The following is an 18851-nucleotide window of genomic DNA, read 5'->3' on the forward strand; positions in this document are numbered from 1 at the left end:
AAAGGCGTCTCATTTTCCTCGCGTCACGGGACATTTTCGGAACTATTTTTCTGAGATACGATGTCCTGCAGATATTCCTTCCGACCGCACCTCGACCCGCCGGCAACGGCCCTCCCGGCGCCGGAGCAACGGGCGCCGCGACCGGCCCCGTGGGATGAGGAACACGGGGCAGACCGAGCCCGCACGCCGGAAGGCAGAAAGATCTTCTCTCCCAGGGAGCCTCGCCCATGGATCTGGACAAGTTCGACCTCGCCATACTGGCCGTGCTGCAGCAGGACAGCCGCACCAGCCTGCAGGAGATCAGCGCCCGCGTGGGGCTGTCGTCGACGCCGTGCTGGAACCGCATCAAGCGCATGGAAGCGCAGGGCGTGATCCGCGGCTACACGGTGCGCATCGATCCCACCGCCGTGGGGTTCGCCGAAACGGTCATCGTCCAGGTGACCCTGGAAAGCCACAGCGACGAGACGCTCTACGAGTTCGGCCGCATCCTGGGCGAGATTCCGGAAGTACTGGAGGCCTTCCTGGTCTCCGGCGACTACGATTACTTCATCCGGATCGCCGTCCGGGACACGCGCGACTACGAGCGGCTGCTGCGCGAGAAGCTCTACCGCATCCCCGGCATCCGGCACAGCAAGTCGAGCTTCGTGCTGCGCAAGCTGAAGGAATCGGACATTCCCCTGACCGGCGGCACCCTGCCGGCTCCCGTGACGGGAGCCGGAACGCCGCCCGAGCCCGCGACGGCCGGTGCGGGAAAACCGGCGGGGGCCAGGAAGAGCAATCGGCCCTAGCGAAACACCTGGGGCAGCCCCTCGCGGTCCGCTGCACTGCGTGCGGCCGCGATCACCCCCCGCGGCACCGCCTCAAGTACGCCAGATCGGCCGCCAGCCGCTCGTCGATGTCGCGGGCGCGGTCGAACGACTGGGTGAGGTCCTCCCCCGCGAAGCCACGGGTGCGCAGGGGCACCTCGAAGAAGTTCTCGTTCGATACCCAGCCGTCGTATCCCACGCTCGAGAGCCCGCTCATCATCTCGGTCCAGTCGACCATACCGCCGTTCAGCGGTGCCCAGGTCCACCGCCAGCCGCCCTCGTGGCGCTCCCACGCCACGTTCTTGGCGTGCACGTAGTCGAGGTATGGCCCAAGGAGCTCCAGCCCCATCTTCCACGCCTCCCGGCCTTCGATCGCCTGATTGGCCGGGTCGAAATTGACGCCGATCCGCTCGGAGTCGAAGTGCCGCACCAGCGCGTACGCCGCCGACGGACTCGGTGCGAGGGTGCCGAAATGGGTTTCGATCAGCGGCTTCACGCCGAAGGGCGACACGGCGTCGATGACGGCGCCGATGCGGTCCACGGTCTGCGTGTACAACTGGCGATACGGGCGCGAGCCGTCGTAGATCACGGCGCCCGGACGATAGCGGCGGCAGCCCGCGATCGCGCAGGCTTCCGCCGTGCGCTTCTGCAGATCGAGATCATCCAGTGCCGCGTAGCCCATGAGACACGCGATCTCCAGCCCGTGCGCCGCGGCGGCCCTGGCCATCGCCTTGGCGCCGTCCGGAAGGGCGCGCGGATCGACGTGATACTCCTCGTGCACGCGCCATTCCACGCCGTCGTAGCCATGACGCCGCAGCGTCTCCAGCACCTCGGAGGCGGACAGTTCGGGGAGCACGGCTGTCTGCAGGGCGTACTTCATGCATTCTCCTTCCCGGCAGGGGTCCGGGCGGTTCCCGCCGCGACGAGTTGTCCCGGACCCGCCGGCGGCTCAGTTCTGCTCGAGATCGAGCGTGCGCTCCTCGTAGACGCGCAGCAGGCACGGCACGTCCGGGCAGGGATCGCGGACCTCCTTCTCCCAGGTCCGCTGTGCGCGCCGGACGGCGTCCTTCCTCGCGTCGTCCGGTGCCCGGCGGTAAGCCAGGAAGAACGCGAAGGCCATCCGCTGGTCGGCCTCGCTCACACGGTCGTTGGAACAGATCAGACGTTCCGTCCCCGTGGCGGGCCGGCTGCAATCGGCGGCCTGGGTACCCTGCCAGCACAGCGCCAGGACGGCGGCCGCAACTCCTGCTTTCCACTTCATCGTCTAATCCGTCTTTCCGAGAAATCCGTCGATGGCCGCGAACACCGCAGCGGGCCGCTCATGCACGATCCAGTGCGAGGCGTCCGCAATCCGCTGGATCCGCAGATCGTCCACATGCGACTCCAGCCCCAGCAGGATGCCCGGGAGCAGGGCGACGTCCCGTTCGCCCCACACGACCAGCGTCGGCACGCGCACATGGAACTTGGCCGGGTCCAGATCGGGCAACGGTGCATCGGCCTCGGGCGGGTGCAGCGGCGATGCGCGATACCAGTTCAACATGCCCGTCAGGGCGCCCGGCTGGGACCATGCGGTCCGGTAGGCGAGCCGATGCGCGTCGTCGCCGGGCCCGCCGTTGGCCGTCCACTGATCGAACGTCATGCGCTCCAGACGCCGCCAGTCCTCGGAGGCCAGCACCCGCTCGGCCTTGTCCTGCCGGAAGAGGGTCATGTAGGCGCTCGCAGCCACCTGCTCCGGATCGAAGCGAAGCTCCCGCAGAAAGGTGATCGGGTGCGGCGCATTGAGGATCACCAGCTTCTCGACACGCTCCGGATGCCACGCGGCGAGATTCCAGGCTATCGCACCGCCCCAGTCGTGCGCCACTACGACAAAGCGTTCGTGTCCAAGAACGTCCATGAGCTGCAGCAGATCCTCGACCAGCGGCTTTGCGCGATAGTCCCGCACCGCCGACGGCTTGGACGAGAGGTTGTAGCCGCGCTGATCCGGCGCGATGGCGCAATGCGTGCCGCCGAAGTGCCGCAGGGCGGACTCCCACATGAACCAGAACTCGGGAAAACCATGCAGAAACAGGATGGGGCGGCCGCTGCCGGCCATGGCGACGTGCAGGCGCTGGCCGTTGGGCAGATCCACGAATCGCGTTCCGATCGATGCCACGTTCGTTCTCCTTGGATGCCCTCGCCGCCTGGCGCGGGTCGTGCGTGACGACGGGACCGCACTTTTCTCGCGAGACCCCCGGATGCCCCGCTTGCGCTGGCTGACCCTGATCGTCGTGGCGTTCGCCGCGCACGCTGCAGCCGAAATCTATCGCTGGACGGACGCCGAAGGAAAGGTCCATTACTCCGACGCCCCGCCGGCCTCCGGCAAGGGGAAGGCCGAACAGGTGAAGCTGCCTCCGGTGAGTTCCATCCGCGGCCCGGCCACCGTATCCAATGCCGCTCCCGGCGTCCAGTCACCGCGCAGGCAGCCGGTCATTCTCTACACGGCCGCGTGGTGCGGCTATTGCCAGAGGGCCAAGGCGCATCTGCGGCAGCGCGGCATCGGCTTCGACGAACGGGACGTGGAAACGTCGGAGTCAGGCAGACGCAAGTACCAGCAGCTGGGGGGCCGCGGAGTACCGATCATCCTGGTGGGCACCCAGCGCATGGACGGCTTCGACGCTGGCGGCCTGGACGCCATGCTGAAAAGCGGCGGCTATCCCTGACCGCTCCCTGGCCGCAGTCGCCCGCCCGCGCAAGCTCCGATCGATCTGCCCATTGCGATCGCGCTGCAGCCTGCAACAGCAGACAGCGACGCGGGCGACGACAGCCTACCGGCCCTGGCCCGCGAACATCTTCTCGATGGCGGACTGGAACGGTACGGCCCCGAGCAGATTCGAACCGCCATCCACGGTGAGCACCGCGCCGGTCACATAGGCCGCCAACGGCGACGCGAGGAACACGGCTGCCTGGCCGATCTCCTCCACCGTGCCGTACCGGCCCAGCGGCACGGCGAGCGATTGATCCTCCGCGCTGTCCGTGCCGCCGAGGCGCCGCATGCCTTCCGTGCCGCCGATGGGTCCGGGAATGATGCTGTTGCAGCGGATTCCGTAGCGGCCCCACTCGTAAGCCAGGTTGCGCATCATCATGTCGATCCCTGCCTTGGCGGCGCCCACGTGGACCTGATAGGGATGCGGAACGAAGGCCATGCCCGCGGACACGAACAGGACACACCCGCGGGTCGTCTTGAGCTGCTCGAAGGACGCGCGCGTGGCATTGAAGGAACCGAGCAGATCGATGTCGACGACGGTCTTGAATCCGTTCGGCGACAGCTTCTCGGCGGGAATGGGGAAATTGCCGGCGGCACCGCACACGAGGACATCGATGGGGCCCAGCGTGTCCCGGGCCGCGCGCAGACTCGCTTCGAGGGCCGCGTAGTCGCGGACGTCCGCGGCCTGCGCGCACACTGCGACTCCGAGGGACCGCAGTTCCTCGGCGGCACGGTCGAGCTTGTCCTGGGTCCGGCCGCAGATGCCCACATTGGCGCCCAGCGCCGCAAAGCTGCGGGCAATGCCCAGATTGATGCCCGATCCGCCACCGGTCACGAACACCGTCTTGCCGCGGAAGAGATCTCGGGGAAGCAGTTGCGAAACGAGCATGGCAGTCTCCAGGAATTCCGGCCGTTCAGTTCATGAGATCCACGGCCACCTCGCAGTCCGCCATGCAGCCCGCGCTCAGCACCGGATAGGTCCTGGCGTTCAGAAAGCGCACGCGGTCCCCTTCGTAGATCTTCACGAGCAGCGTATAGCGGCGCTCGGGCCGGATGGCCGACGGGTCATACTTGAGCTGGAATGCGACCGGCACCTGTCCGGGCGCGCGGATCTCCTGTTCGTCGATGATCACCGGCACCGGCGAACCCGGCTCGGACATGTCCTGCAGCCACACCTTGACGACGGCCTTGGGGCTCAGCGCGATTCGCGGCAGGTAGGTGATGCGCCCGGACAGGATCGCGGTGCGCGGATCCTCGACCGACGGCGGTCGCGGAACGTCGAGGTCCAGGTCCGACGACTGCTGTCCTTTGCCGGCGCATCCGGCCAGGAACATCGTGGCAGCGGCGATCAGGATTGCGCCAGCCGCATGCCGGGCGAAGTGCCGCTTCTGCTTCATGATCGATTCATCTTCCTCGGAGTTCGGGGAGGGTACCGGACTCGCCGATCAGGCCGGACGAAGCCGGGCGTCCTTCAGCTTCGGCACCACGTCCAGCACGGAACGGCGTGCCGCGAATTCCACTTCGTGCGCGAGATCGCGCTCGACCATCAGCTTGCCGACGCGGGATCGCATGAGCGCCTCGAGCGGATCCATCGCTGCATAGAGGTGCTGGACCGCCACGGCTGCGTCCGAAAGATCCCCGGCGCCGTCCAGCCGGCGGGCGAACAGATCCACGAGGTATCCCGCCCCCACCATGTCCTCCAGGTTCACATTGCCTGCGGAGCCCGAACAGAGCAGGACGACCGTCTCGCGGGGATGTTCGCGGGTCACGCACTCCACGAGCGCTTCGCCGTTGAGCAGCGCGCCGGCGTAGACGTGCGCTGCGCCGGCGGCCTTCTGCAGCGCGACCGTGCCGTTGGTGGTGGAGTAGACGACCGTCTTGTCGACGATGCCGTGTGCGGCGAGCGCGAGCGGTGTGGGTGACACGAAACCCGGCAGCGTCTCCGCGTAGAGCTCTCCGGACGCCACGTACGAACCTTCCTCCAGTTCCGATGCGTGGTTCCGCGCCGCCTGTTCGTCGAGCGTGGGGATCACGTCGCGAGCGCCGCTGGCGAGCGCCGCAACGATCGTGGAAGTGGCGAACAGCACGTCCAGCACCACGACCACCTTGCCCTCGACCCTGACGCCGTCCAGATCTTCCTTGCGGTACAGCACATGCACCTTGGGCCCGGACCGGGTCCTCATGCGCCGCCCTCACGCACCGGATCGCGCACGGCGAACATGCCGTACCCTTCCATGGTCATCACCAGCTCGTCGTTCTGGTTGTAGACCTCCCAGCGCGACTTGACGATGCCGACCTCGGGCTTGCTCTTCGACGCCCTCGCCTCCAGGACGGTGCGCATCGCCCGGATGGTGTCTCCGGGGCGCACCGGCTTCAACCACTTGACGTTGTCGACGCCGGGAGATCCGAGGCTTGCCGAGTCCAGCAGATAGCTGTCGCACATCATCCGCATGACCATCGCCACGGTATGCCAGCCGCTCGCGATGAGCCCGCCGAAGAAGCTCTTGCGCGCGGCTTCCTCGTCCACGTGGAAAGGCTGGGGATCGAAGTCCTTCGCGAAGGCGACGACTTCGTCCTTGTCGACCAGGCGCCTGCCCATCTCCACGGTCTCGCCGACCTTGAAATCCTCGAAATAGATCATGATGTGCCGCTCAGGGAATGAGAGATTGCGAACCTGTCAGGGCTTGCCGTAGCGGTACCAGCCGCGGCCCGCCTTCTTGCCGTTGTACCCGGCCTTGACCATCTGCTTGAGAATCGGACGCGGGCGGAAGCGTTCGCCGTAGGCATCGTGAAGGATCTCCTGCGCCTGCAGCGACAGGCCGTTGGTCACCGCATCCAGCAGTTCGAAGGGTCCGATGGGATGGCCCAGGCCCAGACGGCAGGCGACATCCACTTCTTCCGCTGTGCACACGCCCTCCTCCACCAGCCGCATCGCCTCGATCAGGAAGACGTGCAGCACCCGGTTCACCGCGAAACCGACGACGTCCTTCACACGGATGGGCGTCTTGCCGATGTCGCGCGAGAACTGCAACAGCGCATTCACCGTGTCCTCGACGGTGTCGATCGCCGGAATCACCTCGACAAGCTTCATCCGGGACACCGGAGAGAAATAGTGCGTCCCGGCGAAGTTGGGTCTGCGCTCGGGACTCACGTACGAGGAGAGGATGGTGATGGAGATGGTGGAGGTGTTGCTCACGATGATCGCGTCGGGCAGGCACACCTTGTCGAGGATGCGGAAGATGCCCGCCTTGACCTGCTCGTCCTCGAACACCGCCTCGACGACCAGCTGGCGGTCGGCAAATCCGGCCAGATCGGTCGTGGTCCGGATGCGCGCGAGGGCCTCGTCCTTCTGCGCCGGCTGATAGAAGCCGCGCTGCACGCCCTTGTCGAGGACCCTGCCGAGATTGGCCAGCGCCCGCGAAAGATTGTCCTGGGACGTGTCGGCAAGCAGCACGTCCTTGCCCGCCAGCGCGCACACGAGCGCGATCTCCGCGCCCATGAGCCCCGCGCCGATGACTCCCACCTTGTCGATCATCTTCGCTCCTGCTTGGTTAAGGACTTCGAGTGGCAGACACGTGGCCGCGCGCCGGCTGGTGACGTTCGAGGAACGGCACGCCGGCGGGAGGAGAACGTCAGTTCCGGACACCGGACCGCCCGGGACACCGCCTCGGCTGTCGCCCGCCGCACTTCGCGTCAGATCTGCTTCCACTTGGACCGCGGTTTCGCGAGGATCGGCTCCGCCGCGATGCTGCCGGCCAGCGCGAAACGTTCGCGGTGGTAGTCGGCATCTCCGAACATCGTGTCGATCGCCGTCAGGCGCTTCACGTAGTGCCCCACGGCGAGCTCCTCGGTCATGCCGATGCCGCCGTGCAGCTGGATCGCTTCCTGCGCCACGGCGCGCCCCTTGCGACCGATGAGTTCCTTGGCCGCGGACACCGCGCGGCGCCGTTCGACGGGATCGGGATCGTCCACCTTGACCGCGGCCAGCATGGCCATGGAGCGCGATTGCTCGCAGTTCATCACCATGTCCACCATGCGGTGCTGCAGCGACTGGAAGCGGCCGATCGGCACGCCGAACTGCTGGCGGGTCTTGAGATACTCCAGCGTCGCGGCGTTCAGCGACTCCATGATGCCCACGGCTTCCGCGCACATCGCCGCGATGGCACGGTCCACCACCAGTTCCACGGCGGGCAGGCCCTTGTCCGCGACACCGATGAGCGAGTCGGCGCTGACGTGCACGTTCTCCAGCACGAGCTCCGCTGCCCGCATGCCGTCGTACGTCGGATATTCCCGGCCGGCCACTCCGTCCTCGCCCGGATTCACGAAGAAGAGGCTCACCCCCTCCCGGTCCGTGACGTTGCCGCTCGTGCGTGCGGACACGATCAGCAAGTCCGCCACCGAGCCATGCACGACGACGGACTTGGAACCGTTCAGGACCCAGAATCCGCCGTCCTCGCGTGCCGTGGTCTCGACGTGCGCCAGGTCGTAGCGCGAACCCGGTTCTCCGAACGCGCAGGCAAGACGCATGGAGCCATCCATGATCCGCGGCAGCACGTAGCTCTTCTGATCCTGGGTGCCGACGGCACCCACGCATCCGGCCGCCATCACGACGGTGGCCAGATAAGGCTCGACGCACAGGAACCGGCCCAGCTCCTCCATCACGATCATCGTCTCGACACCGCCGCCGCCGAAGCCGTCGAATTCCGCCGGCACCGGCAGCCCCAGCACGCCGACGGACGCCAGCCCTTCCCAGGCGAGCGGGCTGTAGCCCACGCGCGAGGCGATGATTTCCTTTCTCGTCTCGAAGCTGTAGTTCTTCTCGAGGAACTTGCGGATGGAGTCCTGCAGCATTCGCTGCTCGTCCGTGTATTCGAAATCCATGATCGGCTCTGTGCGGGTGACGTGGATGAATGTGGCGCCCCGGGGGCGGTCTCACGCATGCGCGCGGGAGGCGCGCATGGTTCGGACCTTCGCTACAGCCCGAGAACGCTCTGCGCGATGATGTTGCGCTGGATCTCGTTGGACCCGCCGTAGATGCTCACCTTGCGATAGTTGAAATAGCGCGCGGCAAGAGGCGCGGCGTAGTCGGGGCCCACCCGTTCGCCCAGCCAGTGATCGCTCCACTGGGCGGGCAGATGCGGCAGCGCGTAGGGCCCCACCGCTTCCATCATGAGTTCGGTGAGCGCCTGCTGGATCTCCGTCCCCTTGATCTTGAGGATGGAGGCTTCAGGCCCCAGCGGCTTGCCTTGCCGGTCGGCCGACAGCACGCGCAGCACGGTGATCTCGAGCGCCATGATGTCGATCTCCACCCGGGCGATCTTGTCGCGGAACATGGGGCTCTCGATGAGCGGCCGGCCGCCCGAGCGTTCCTTCGACGCGATGGCCTTGAGGTAGGCGAGTTCCCGCTTGGACCGCGATACCGCCGCGATGCCGGTGCGCTCGTTGGAGAGCAGGAACTTGGCGTAGGTCCATCCGCGCCCCTCCTCCCCCACCAGGTTCTGCACCGGAACCTTCACGTCCTGCAGCCAGACCTCGTTCACCTCGTGCTCGCCGTCGAGCGTGATGATGGGACGCACTTCCAAGCCCGGCGTGCGCATGTCGATGAGGAGGAACGAGATGCCATCCTGCTTCTTGCCTTCGGCCGAGGTGCGCACCAGGCAGAACATCATGTCCGCGTATTGCGCCAGCGTGGTCCAGGTCTTCTGCCCGTTCACGATGTAGTAGTCGCCCTCGCGAACGGCGCGTGTCCGCAGCGATGCGAGATCGGATCCGGAACCCGGTTCGGAATAGCCCTGGCACCACCAGTCCTCGGAGGAGAGGATGCGCGGCAGGTAATGCTGCTTCTGCCACGGTGAGCCGAACGTGTAGATCACCGGACCGACCATGTAGACGCCGAACGCGATGACGGGCGGCGCGCCGGCCGCTGCGCTTTCTTCCTCCAGGATGTGCCGCTGCACCGGGTTCCAGCCGCAGCCGCCATGCTCCACCGGCCAGTGCGGCGCAATCCAGCCCTGGGCATGCAGGATCTTCTGCCAGGTGACGTAGTCTTCCTTGGACAGACGCTTGTGTTCGATCACCTTGCGCGACAGTTCGTGCGGAAGGTTCGCCTTGATGAATGCGCGGACTTCGTCGCGGAAGGCGATCTCGTCCGGTGTGAAATTGAGATCCATGGCTCGTCGTCTCCTACACCTGCGTGAGGCGGAAACCCGCACGCGGAAAATGCACGTTCACTTCCCCAGCCGCGGGCTCTCCGCGACGCAGAATGACCCTCTGGGCGCTGCACGCCACGAGATACCCTGTCACCGGTTCCTTGCCGTAGTCGTCTGCGGCCACCGTCACGCGCTGACCGATCTCCATTCCGGCGGGCAACTCGGGATGCGTGGGTTCGACCGGCCGCGGCACGGATTCCCGGGCTGTACGGAGAGCATCCTTCGCATCGAACTCCGCGGGTGCGCCGTGACCGAACGCGCTCATCCGCTCGACCCAGGCGCGCACCCGCGGGGTGTCGTCCAGCAACCCCAGTTCGGGCACCCGGTTGCGCAGCATCCAGACCGGACCCCACACACAGAAATCGGCGTAGGTCGGCGTGTCGCCCAGCATGAATCCGCAGCCGTCTTCCAGCGTGTTCTCGAGCCAGAACAGATGAGCACGAAGCTGAGCCCGGATGTGCGTCTGATCGGCGGCATATCGATCGATGTCGATGGCACCGCCCGAGAACCGGTGCCGGTCGTCGCGAAGCTCTTGCGGCGCCGTATGGCCGTGCGTGCCGAACACCACGCCGACGACGTCGAAGAAGAGTGTCCGGTCGGCCCAGGCGCCCATCACGGTGGTGCGCCCCTTGTCGCGGGCGGGAAACAGCGCCGGGCCGGGCCGCAGGCGTTCCAGTTCCCGCGCGATGCACGCGCTGTCACAGAAAACATCCGCGCCGATCTGCATGACGGGGGTCCGGCGGTAGCCCCCCGTGAGTGCCGTGAGGTCGGGCTTGGGCATCCAGCGCGGAATCGTCACCGAACGCCAGGCAAGCCCCTTGAACCCCAGCATGAGGCGCACTTTCTCCGCGAACGGCGAGGCTGGATAGTGGTGCAGGATGACTTCGGACATGTTCTTGGACACCGGCCCTGGCCGGGGACGTGGTGGCACGGACCGGAGGACGAACCGCCCCGGCGGATCGTCGCTCGCCGGAACGCTCCCGGTCCGCCGCGGCGGACCACCGCGGGGCGCCATGCACCGCCAGCACTCGGGAGGCACTCCAGTGGGGCGATGATAGCTCGTGGGGGTGGGCGGGGCTATACTCGGCAGTTCTCGACGTGTCGCCGCTCCCGTCCGTCGACGGGGCTCTCTGGAGAACGCAGCCGATGAACATCCGCGACCTGATCCCCGAAACCCTGCAAGACCTCAACATGGACCCGCTGTGGCTTCCGTTCACGGCGAACCGGCAGTTCAAGCAGCAGCCTCGCCTGCTCGTATCGGCGAAGGACATGCATTACACGGCCATCGACGGCCGGCAGATTCTCGATGGCATCGCCGGGCTCTGGGCGGTGAACGGGGGCCACTGCCGTGCGCCGATCGTGGACGCCATCAAGCGCCAGGCCGAAAACGTCGACTACGTCACGGGTTTCCAGCTGCATCACCCGGCCGCCTTCGTGGCTGCGGAACGCCTCGTGCGCATCACCCCGCAAGGCATGGGTCACGCGTTCTTCGTCAATTCGGGTTCCGAGGCGGTCGACACGGCTCTGAAGATGGCTCTTGCCTACCACCGCGCTCGCGGCGAGGGAACCCGTACGCGGTTCATAGGCAGGGAACGCGGCTATCACGGCGTGGGCTTCGGCGGCATCTCCGTCGGCGGCATGGTCGCCAACCGCAAGGTCTTCGCCGGCAGCCTGCTGCCGAATGTGGACCACCTGCCCCACACGCACAACCTGAGCGCCAATGCCTATTCCCGCGGTCAGCCGGAGTGGGGCGCGCATCTCGCCGAATCGCTGGAACAGCTCGTGGCGCTGCACGACGCGTCGAACATCGCGGCCGTCATCGTCGAGCCGGTGGCGGGTTCCACCGGCGTGCTGGTGCCGCCCAAGGGTTATCTGGAGAAACTGAGAGAGATCTGCACGCGCCACGGCATCCTCCTCATTTTCGACGAGGTCATCACGGGCTTCGGCCGCACCGGCAAGGCCTTCGCCGCGCAGACGTTCGGCGTAACGCCGGACATGATCACCTGCGCGAAGGCGCTCACGAACGCCGCCGTGCCCATGGGCGCCGTCATCGTCAGGAACGAGATCTACGACACGTTCATGACCGGTCCGGCCAACGCGATCGAGTTCTATCACGGGTACACCTACTCCGGTCATCCGCTGGCGGCCGCTGCAGCCGTGGCGACGCTGGATCTGTTCGCTTCCGAGGGGCTGTTCGAGCGTGCCGAATCGTTGTCGAAGTACTGGGAGGATGCGGTCCACTCGCTCAAGGGCATGCCCCACGTCATCGACATCCGCAATATCGGTCTCGTGGCGGGCATCGAGCTCGAACCCATGCCGGGCAAGCCGACCGCGCGAGCGTTCGAGGCATTCCTGCGGGCTTACGAGAAGGGCGTGCTCATCCGCACCACCGGCGACACCATCGCGATGTCCCCGCCGCTCATCATCGAGAAGAATCAGATCGACCAGATCCTGGAGACCGTGCGGGACGTGCTGAAAACGCTGCCGTAACGGGGAACGTCGCATTCCTCCCACCCCATGAAAGTCATCATCGCCCAGCTGCAGCACGAGACGAACACCTTTTCCCCTGTGCCCACCCCCTGGGAATCCTTCGGTGGCCATGGGGGGCCTGCTCTCGGTCAGGCCGCATTCGACGCCATGAAGGACACGCGGCTGCCCATGGCGGCCTTCATTCACCTGGCACAGGCGGAGGGTGCGCGGATCGTGACGCCGTTCGCGGCCTGGGCCAATCCCAGCGGTCCGGTGGATGGCGCGGCCTACGACCGGTTCTGCGAGATCCTCTGCAACGAGATCGCGAAGGGGTGCGACGCGATCTTCCTCGACCTGCACGGCGCCATGGTGGTGGCCGACCGCACGGACGATGGCGAAGGCACGCTGCTCGAGCGGGTGCGGGCCGTGGCTCCGACTGCACCTCTGGCGGTGTCGCTGGACCTGCACGCCAACGTGACGGACGCCATGGTCCGCAACGCGACGGTCATCGCCGGGTACAAGACGTATCCGCACGTGGATCAGTACGAAGCCGGGCACCTCGCCGGCAGCATCCTGTGGCGTGCCATCAAGGGCGAGGTGAAGCCCGTCATGGCCTGGGGCAACCGGCCTTTGCTGGCACACACGCTCAGGCAGAACACGAACGAGGGGCCGAACAAGGAATTCACGGACGCGGCGCGCGAGGCCGAACGGCGCGGACTGCTCGCGGCCTCCTCTTTCGGCGGTTTTCAGCAGGCGGACATCCGCGATGCCGGAATCAGCGTCGTCACCGTCGCGGACGGCAATGCGCAGCAAGCCCGGGACGAGTGCGAACGGATTCTCGACATTGCCTGGGCCCGCAAGGAAGATTTCATCTACCGGGGCCGGCCGCTGGCGGACGCGCTGACAGAAGCCAAGCTGGCTGACGAACACGGCGGGCCGATCCTGCTGCTCGATCACGCCGACAACTGTGCGTCAGGTGCGAACCAGGACACCATGTGCTGCGGGGAGGCGCTCGCCGCCGGGCTCACGGGCATTGCGGTCGGCCCGACGCGGGATCCGGAAGCCGTCGCCCGCATGATCGAGGCCGGCGTCGGGGCCACGGTCACCCTGGACATCGGCGGCAAGATGGACATGCCGGCCATCGGGCGCAAGGGAGAACCGCTGCGTCTGACCGGCGTCGTTCGTGCCATCACCGATGGGGAAGTACACGGTGACGGGCCCGCAGTTCACCGGAATGCGCTGCTACATGGGGCGGACGGCCGTGCTGGACACCGGCGCTGCGGAGATCGTCTTGATCGAGCGCAACCAGGAGCCCTGGGACCGCGCGGTATTCACCAGCGTGGGCATCGACCCGACCCGCAAGCGCTTCCTCCTGCTCAAGTCACGGATGTACTTCCGGCCGGTGTTCCTGCCGATCGCCAGGGGAATGGTCTTCTGCGACGCACCCGGTGTGGGAACGTCGGACTGGACGGCCTTCGAGTACAGGAAGCTCCGCCGCCCGATCTACCCCCTGGACGAGTTTCCGGCCGGGCATCGTTGAATTGGCCGGCCCGGCACTTCCTGTCGACGATGGCAGGGGGTCGGATGTTCGCACCGCCCGACCACCGTCAGGCCCCGGCCATTCGAGACATTTCTCGTGCGCGAGCCTCGTAACGCCGGGCTGCCTTTGTCACAATCGCGTCCAGGCAAGGACCGATCAGTGCACGCGGGTCGCGCACAGGAATCAGACTTTCCCCGGGACAGGACCGGGAAGAAGATCGTGAACAGCCCGCCCTCCCCATCCTCATAGACCCATCGCCAGTAACCTATCGCCCAACCATGAACAGCCCTCTCGACGCCAATCTCAAGATCAAGGACATCCCCCACTGGATCAACGGCCGCGAAGCCCCGGGCACCAGCGGTCGCCCGGCCCACGCGTTCGACCCCGCTCGCGGAGTGGTGACGGGCCGCGCGGCGCTGGCGTCGAACGAAGAGGTGGATGCCGCGGTCCGGAACGCGAAGGCCGCATTCCCGGCCTGGGCCGCAACGCCCCCGCTCAAGCGCGCGCGGGTGATGTTCAAGTACAAGGATCTGCTCGAACAGCACATGGACGAGCTGGCCGCGATTCTCACGGCCGAGCACGGCAAGGTGTTCTCGGACGCCAAGGGCGAGGTCATCCGCGGGCTCGAGGTCGTGGAGTTCGCCTGTGGCATTCCGCAACTGCTCAAGGGCGAATTCACGGAACAGATCGGTTCCGGCATCGATTCGTGGTCCGTCCGCCAGCCGCTGGGCGTGTGCGCGGGCATCACGCCCTTCAACTTCCCGGCCATGGTCCCGATGTGGATGTATCCGGTGGCGCTCGCCTGCGGCAACTGCTTCATCCTGAAGCCGTCCGAGCGCGATCCCTCCGCCAGTCTCCTGATGGCGAGGCTGCTCAAACGAAGCGGGCCTTCCCGACGGCGTGTTCAACGTCATCCAGGGCGACAAGACGGCCGTGGACGCGCTGCTCGCTCATCCGGACGTGGCGGCGGTGAGCTTCGTGGGCTCCACGCCCATCGCGAAGTACATCTATGAAACCGGGGCGAAGAACGGCAAGCGCGTGCAGGCGCTGGGCGGTGCAAAGAACCACCTCGTCGTGATGCCCGACGCGGACCTCGACCAGGCGGTGGATGCCCTGATGGGTGCGGCTTACGGAGCGGCGGGCGAGCGTTGCATGGCCATTTCGGTGGCCGTGGCCGTGGGTGGGGTCGCCGATGCTGGTCGAACGCCTGGCCCAGCGTGCTCGCGCGCTGAAGATCAATCAGGGCATGGACCCGGCGGCGGAAATGGGGCCGCTGGTCACGTCCCAGCACCTGGGCACGGTCACCGGTTACGTCGACAAGGGCGTGAGCGAAGGCGCGAAACTCGTGGTGGACGGGCGCGGGTTGAAGCCGGCGGGTTGCGAGAACGGCTTCTTCCTCGGAGGCTGCCTGTTCGACGATGTGAAGCCCGGAATGACCATCTATCGCGAAGAGATCTTCGGGCCGGTGCTGTCGGTGGTGCGCGTCGACGACTTCGAACAGGCGCTGACGCTCATCAACGAGCACGAATTCAGCAACGGCGTGTCCATCTTCACGCGCGATGGCGATGCTGCGCGAGAGTTTGCCAATCGCGTGCAGATCGGCATGGTGGGCATCAACGTGCCCATTCCGGTGCCCATGGCGTTCCACAGCTTCGGCGGCTGGAAGAACTCGCTGTTCGGCGACCACCACATGTACGGCCCCGAAGGCGTGCGTTTCTTCACGCGCATGAAGACCATCACCAGCCGGTGGCCCGCCGGCATCCGCGCGGGCGCCGAATTCGTCATGCCGACGATGAAATAGCCAGCCCCGGTACTGCGGAGAGTCAGATGGCCCGTATTCAATCGATCGAACGCCTGACGGAGATCATCGGCTCGCCCAAGCCTGCGGTCGCGAAGAAATTCAACGACCGGCTCACGCCACAGGCACAGGCATTTCTCTCCCGCAGTCCGCTGGCGTTCATCGCCACCGTGGATCCGGGTGGCCAGCCGATGGTCTCGCCCAAGGGCGACGTTCCGGGCTTTCTGCAAGTGGAAGACGACAGGACCGTGCTGCTGCCCGAGCGTCATGGCAACAAGCTGGTCTACACGCTCCGGAACATCCTGGACAACGGCCGCGTGGCCATCACCGCGGTAGTCCCGGGAACCGGTGAGACACTCAGGATCGAAGGTGCGGCCGAACTGGACGACGATCCGGCGCTGTGCGCCCGCCACGGGGCTCGCGGCCGGGATGCGCTGCTGCTGATGCGCATCCGTGTCCACCGCTGTTACTTCCACTGCGCGAAATCCATTCTTCGCAGCGACGTGTGGATTCCCGGTTCCTGGCCGGATCCGATTGCCATCTCCTTCGGCCGCGAGATCGCGGCCAACCGGGGACTGCCGGAGTGCGATGTGGACTCGTTCGACGCAGGCGTGCGCGAACGGTATCGGACGGATCTCTGACGCCCGGGGAAAACGCGAGACTTGAAGCGGCCCGCAGACGGGTAGTGGAACGAAGAAAGGCCGCCCAAGGGCGGCCTTTCATGCTTCCGTGCGACAGCGTCAGCTCAGCGGCACCGGCACGAAGAATCTCGCATCGTTTCGCTGAACCAGAATCGCCACGCGGTCCCGGGAGTGTTCGATAAGGCTGCGCAGCTTCTCCGGAGAATCCACCGGCTCGCTGTTGAGCGCGACGATCACATCGCCCGGCCGGATGCCCGCCTTGGCCGCGGGTCCTTCCGCTCGCTCGACCACCACGCCGCTGCGTGTCTGGAGCCGGCTCGTCTCTTCGGCGCTCAGCGGACGCACCACCAGTCCCAGCTTCGCGGGTTTCATGGCAGGCTGTGCCGCCTCGGCCCCTTGCTCCGATGGCGTTTCGCCAAGCTTCACGCCCAATTCGCGAGACTTGCCTTCACGCCAGATCTCCAGTTTGAAGTCGCTGCCGGGTCGGCCTTCGCCGATGATCCGCGGCAAATCGATGGACTGATCGATCTGCTTCCCGTTGACCGAGAGGATGACATCGCCCACCTTCAATCCTGCGGAATCAGCCGGCCCCCTTTCTCCACGCCGGAGACCAATGCGCCACGTGCCTTGTCCAGGCCGAACGTACCGGCGAGATCTTGTTCACCTGCTGGATCGTCACGCCGATGCGGCCGCGCTGACCTTGCCGTACTTGAGCAGGTCGTCTTTCACCTTCATGGCCACGTCGATGGGAATCGCGAACGACAATCCCATGTACCCGCCGGTGCGGCTGTAGATTTGCGAATTGATGCCGATGACTTCGCCCGACAGGTTGAACAGCGGCCCGCCGGAATTGCCGGGATTGACTGCAACGTCCGTCTGGAATGAACGGAACGTAGGCGTCGCTGGGCAGATTGCGCGACTTCGCGGGAGACGATGCCGGCCGTGACCGTGTTCTCCAGGCCGACGGAGACCCGATCGCGGCGACCCAGTTGCCGACCTTCACCGAATCCGGGCTGCCCACGCGTACGGATGGCAGATTGTCGGCATCGATCTTCAACAGCGCGACATCCGTCCGGGAATCCACGCCGATCACCTTGCCCGGGAAATCGCGGTGATCGGTGAGCCGCACCGTCACTTCGTCTGCGTCCTTCACCACGTGCGCGTTGGTCAGCACGTAACCATCGGGACTGATGATGAAACCGGAGCCCACGCCCTGCGGGACAGGCGAGCCGTCTTCGGGCCCGCGAGGCTGCGGCTGGAACCGCCGAAAGAATTCCTGCAGATCTTCGGGAACACCCTGCATGCCATTGGGCACGCCGTTCTTCACGACCTTCGACACGCTGATGTTCACCACGGCGGGACCCTGGCTCTCCACCAGAGCACTGAAATCGGAAGATTGCCCGACAGTGTGTGGGTGTGCTCGAGCCTGTGGGAGAAGAAGGATCGACGGCGACCGTCTTGGGCACCGCATGCGTTTCGCCCACCAGCGCTTTTCCAGACCGAACTGCGCTGCGAACAGGCCCGTGGCAAATGCGGCAGCGACAGCCGAGGCAACGACGGATTTATTCATTCGAACGACTCCGCATCGATAAGTCGGATGACGCCGTTTAGAACAACGGCGCGTTGTCCAGGTTCCCGGCGCGTGAATCCGCCGGACGGAATCCTCTTAGGCACTGCGTCACGATCTCCCGCACCCTCTCCCGGAATAGCAACGGGTGTCTGATGGGCCCAACGCTCGATCGCGCCGCAGGTGTCGGAAAATTTTGTGCTGCTCGTTCGTCTCCGGTTCCCGACATTTCTACGGCTCTCAGGCCCGCCAGCGCGGTTTCGTGCGGTGGAAAGCGCACTTCGCGGCCCAGGGTCGTCTCGAAGCCCAGGGGAAAATCTTGAGACAGGCAAATGGGGGCGACCGGCAGTCCGTCAAAGGCGTAGCCGTTGCCCGACAGGTTTCTTCGCACGCCCCTTTGCAGCGGCCTCGCCATCTCGTCGCCCTGGCTTACACGTTTGCGTTTTCCAGCCCAGGGCCGGCAGCGTTCTTCCCAATTTTCCTGCACTTGAGGAGCTGGCGCAGTCAGTGCAAACAGACAGGCCATCGGGGGCGGGAGACCAATACCAACCCCGTAGAACATCAGGAGACCAACTCCCAGTGAAACAAGCACTCGACGCCGGCGAGGAGACCCCGGCAGAGACGAAAGAAAGGCTCTCCGAAGCCCGTCCTGCTGAAAGCAATCCGAGCCTCTACAAAGCCTCGCACCCGAGGCACTAACTTCGTTCCCTTGCCGGCCTCGTGCTGGGACGTTCCGCGCCCCCCGGGTACAGGAGAGGTCGAAACGACCCTCCTCTTGCATGACTGAACACCCACCCCGAGCTCGCTTTGCCGGCGCTGCGTTGATGCACGCACATCAGGCCTTCCTAGAATCTCGGATCCATCGATGGTCAACATGCACACCTCCCATACGCACCGCTTCTGCTGGCCCCGATGCTAGATCTCGGACCACGCGCGCTACTTCCAGCACGCCGGATCACCCGGCACTCCCGGCTCTACACCGAGACTGGTGACGACCCGGACGCCCTCATTCACAAGGGGACTCCTGCCGCTTTCTTCAATTCGATGCTGCGGAGCGTGGCGGTCGCCTTCCGGTTGG

General features: G+C 65.9%; 15 protein-coding genes and 3 pseudogenes. 6 read left to right on the top strand and 12 right to left on the bottom strand.

What is annotated here, in order from left to right; genetic code table 11:
- Window positions 1-227 precede the first annotated feature (227 nt).
- Window positions 228-788 (top strand): Lrp/AsnC family transcriptional regulator, encoded by a 561-nt coding sequence (locus IPK20_16860; GenBank protein MBK8018231.1) that lies wholly within the window; start codon window positions 228-230, stop codon window positions 786-788.
- Window positions 789-840: 52 nt separating this feature from the next.
- Here the strand turns inward: IPK20_16860 and IPK20_16865 are convergent, their stop codons facing one another.
- From IPK20_16865 to IPK20_16875, 3 genes are all read right to left on the bottom strand, one after another.
- Window positions 841-1686: a sugar phosphate isomerase/epimerase gene (locus tag IPK20_16865; GenBank protein MBK8018232.1), complete on the bottom strand. Its 846-nt coding sequence runs from the start codon at window positions 1684-1686 to the stop codon at window positions 841-843.
- A gap of 69 nt (window positions 1687-1755) precedes the next feature.
- Window positions 1756-2067: a DUF1311 domain-containing protein gene (locus tag IPK20_16870; protein MBK8018233.1), complete on the bottom strand. Its 312-nt coding sequence runs from the start codon at window positions 2065-2067 to the stop codon at window positions 1756-1758.
- A gap of 3 nt (window positions 2068-2070) precedes the next feature.
- Entirely contained in the window at window positions 2071-2898 is an 828-nt protein-coding gene (locus tag IPK20_16875) for an alpha/beta hydrolase (protein ID MBK8018234.1), read from the bottom strand.
- 142 nt (window positions 2899-3040) lie between these two features.
- On the opposite strand from IPK20_16875, the gene IPK20_16880 reads away from it, so the two are divergent.
- Window positions 3041-3505 (top strand): glutaredoxin family protein, encoded by a 465-nt coding sequence (locus tag IPK20_16880; protein MBK8018235.1) that lies wholly within the window; start codon window positions 3041-3043, stop codon window positions 3503-3505.
- A gap of 105 nt (window positions 3506-3610) precedes the next feature.
- Here the strand turns inward: IPK20_16880 and IPK20_16885 are convergent, their stop codons facing one another.
- The 8 genes from IPK20_16885 to IPK20_16920 form a co-directional block, all read right to left on the bottom strand.
- Window positions 3611-4438: an SDR family oxidoreductase gene (locus IPK20_16885; protein ID MBK8018236.1), complete on the bottom strand. Its 828-nt coding sequence runs from the start codon at window positions 4436-4438 to the stop codon at window positions 3611-3613.
- A gap of 25 nt (window positions 4439-4463) precedes the next feature.
- A complete protein-coding gene (locus tag IPK20_16890; protein ID MBK8018237.1) occupies window positions 4464-4946 on the bottom strand; it encodes a YbaY family lipoprotein in 483 nt (160 codons plus the stop codon).
- A gap of 48 nt (window positions 4947-4994) precedes the next feature.
- Complete coding sequence (locus IPK20_16895) at window positions 4995-5732, bottom strand: 2-phosphosulfolactate phosphatase (GenBank protein ID MBK8018238.1); 738 nt, start codon at window positions 5730-5732, stop codon at window positions 4995-4997.
- Window positions 5729-6190, bottom strand: coding sequence for a MaoC family dehydratase (locus tag IPK20_16900; GenBank protein MBK8018239.1), 462 nt, complete (start codon window positions 6188-6190; stop codon window positions 5729-5731). The genes IPK20_16895 and IPK20_16900 overlap by 4 nt, the downstream gene beginning before the upstream one ends.
- Before the next feature lie 36 nt (window positions 6191-6226).
- On the bottom strand, window positions 6227-7084 hold the full coding sequence (locus tag IPK20_16905) for a 3-hydroxyacyl-CoA dehydrogenase family protein (protein MBK8018240.1): 858 nt from the start codon (window positions 7082-7084) through the stop codon (window positions 6227-6229).
- A gap of 158 nt (window positions 7085-7242) precedes the next feature.
- A complete protein-coding gene (locus IPK20_16910) occupies window positions 7243-8430 on the bottom strand; it encodes an acyl-CoA dehydrogenase family protein (protein ID MBK8018241.1) in 1188 nt (395 codons plus the stop codon).
- 92 nt (window positions 8431-8522) lie between these two features.
- Window positions 8523-9719: an acyl-CoA dehydrogenase family protein gene (locus IPK20_16915; GenBank protein MBK8018242.1), complete on the bottom strand. Its 1197-nt coding sequence runs from the start codon at window positions 9717-9719 to the stop codon at window positions 8523-8525.
- Between the two features lie 13 nt (window positions 9720-9732).
- Entirely contained in the window at window positions 9733-10650 is a 918-nt protein-coding gene (locus IPK20_16920) for a glutathione S-transferase family protein (protein MBK8018243.1), read from the bottom strand.
- Between the two features lie 254 nt (window positions 10651-10904).
- On the opposite strand from IPK20_16920, the gene IPK20_16925 reads away from it, so the two are divergent.
- The 4 genes and pseudogenes from IPK20_16925 (at window position 10905) to IPK20_16940 (ending at window position 16206) form a co-directional block, all read left to right on the top strand.
- Window positions 10905-12248 carry an aspartate aminotransferase family protein gene (locus IPK20_16925; protein ID MBK8018244.1) on the top strand — a complete coding sequence of 448 codons (1344 nt, stop codon included), beginning with the start codon at window positions 10905-10907 and terminating at the stop codon, window positions 12246-12248.
- A gap of 27 nt (window positions 12249-12275) precedes the next feature.
- Window positions 12276-13767, top strand: a pseudogene (locus tag IPK20_16930) (M81 family metallopeptidase).
- A gap of 278 nt (window positions 13768-14045) precedes the next feature.
- Window positions 14046-15568 (top strand): annotated as a pseudogene (locus IPK20_16935) (CoA-acylating methylmalonate-semialdehyde dehydrogenase).
- A 26-nt stretch (window positions 15569-15594) separates the two neighbouring features.
- Window positions 15595-16206 (top strand): pyridoxamine 5'-phosphate oxidase family protein, encoded by a 612-nt coding sequence (locus IPK20_16940; GenBank protein MBK8018245.1) that lies wholly within the window; start codon window positions 15595-15597, stop codon window positions 16204-16206.
- A gap of 99 nt (window positions 16207-16305) precedes the next feature.
- Here the strand turns inward: IPK20_16940 and IPK20_16945 are convergent.
- Window positions 16306-17776: pseudogene (locus IPK20_16945) on the bottom strand (DegQ family serine endoprotease).
- Between the last annotated feature and the right edge of the window lie 1075 nt (window positions 17777-18851).

The organism is Betaproteobacteria bacterium (assembly GCA_016713305.1).
Taxonomy (GTDB): Bacteria; Pseudomonadota; Gammaproteobacteria; order Burkholderiales.

Coding starts and splice junctions, on each gene's coding strand:
- IPK20_16870 (MBK8018233.1), bottom strand. CDS start 2,067: ATGAAGTGGAAAGCAGGAGTTGCGGCCGCCGTCCTGGCGCTGTGCTGG.
- IPK20_16885 (MBK8018236.1), bottom strand. CDS start 4,438: ATGCTCGTTTCGCAACTGCTTCCCCGAGATCTCTTCCGCGGCAAGACG.
- IPK20_16905 (MBK8018240.1), bottom strand. CDS start 7,084: ATGATCGACAAGGTGGGAGTCATCGGCGCGGGGCTCATGGGCGCGGAG.
- IPK20_16865 (MBK8018232.1), bottom strand. CDS start 1,686: ATGAAGTACGCCCTGCAGACAGCCGTGCTCCCCGAACTGTCCGCCTCC.
- IPK20_16900 (MBK8018239.1), bottom strand. CDS start 6,190: ATGATCTATTTCGAGGATTTCAAGGTCGGCGAGACCGTGGAGATGGGC.
- IPK20_16915 (MBK8018242.1), bottom strand. CDS start 9,719: ATGGATCTCAATTTCACACCGGACGAGATCGCCTTCCGCGACGAAGTC.
- IPK20_16910 (MBK8018241.1), bottom strand. CDS start 8,430: ATGGATTTCGAATACACGGACGAGCAGCGAATGCTGCAGGACTCCATC.
- IPK20_16925 (MBK8018244.1), top strand. CDS start 10,905: ATGAACATCCGCGACCTGATCCCCGAAACCCTGCAAGACCTCAACATG.
- IPK20_16920 (MBK8018243.1), bottom strand. CDS start 10,650: ATGTCCGAAGTCATCCTGCACCACTATCCAGCCTCGCCGTTCGCGGAG.
- IPK20_16875 (MBK8018234.1), bottom strand. CDS start 2,898: ATGGCCGGCAGCGGCCGCCCCATCCTGTTTCTGCATGGTTTTCCCGAG.
- IPK20_16895 (MBK8018238.1), bottom strand. CDS start 5,732: ATGAGGACCCGGTCCGGGCCCAAGGTGCATGTGCTGTACCGCAAGGAA.
- IPK20_16880 (MBK8018235.1), top strand. CDS start 3,041: ATGCCCCGCTTGCGCTGGCTGACCCTGATCGTCGTGGCGTTCGCCGCG.
- IPK20_16860 (MBK8018231.1), top strand. CDS start 228: ATGGATCTGGACAAGTTCGACCTCGCCATACTGGCCGTGCTGCAGCAG.
- IPK20_16940 (MBK8018245.1), top strand. CDS start 15,595: ATGGCCCGTATTCAATCGATCGAACGCCTGACGGAGATCATCGGCTCG.
- IPK20_16890 (MBK8018237.1), bottom strand. CDS start 4,946: ATGAAGCAGAAGCGGCACTTCGCCCGGCATGCGGCTGGCGCAATCCTG.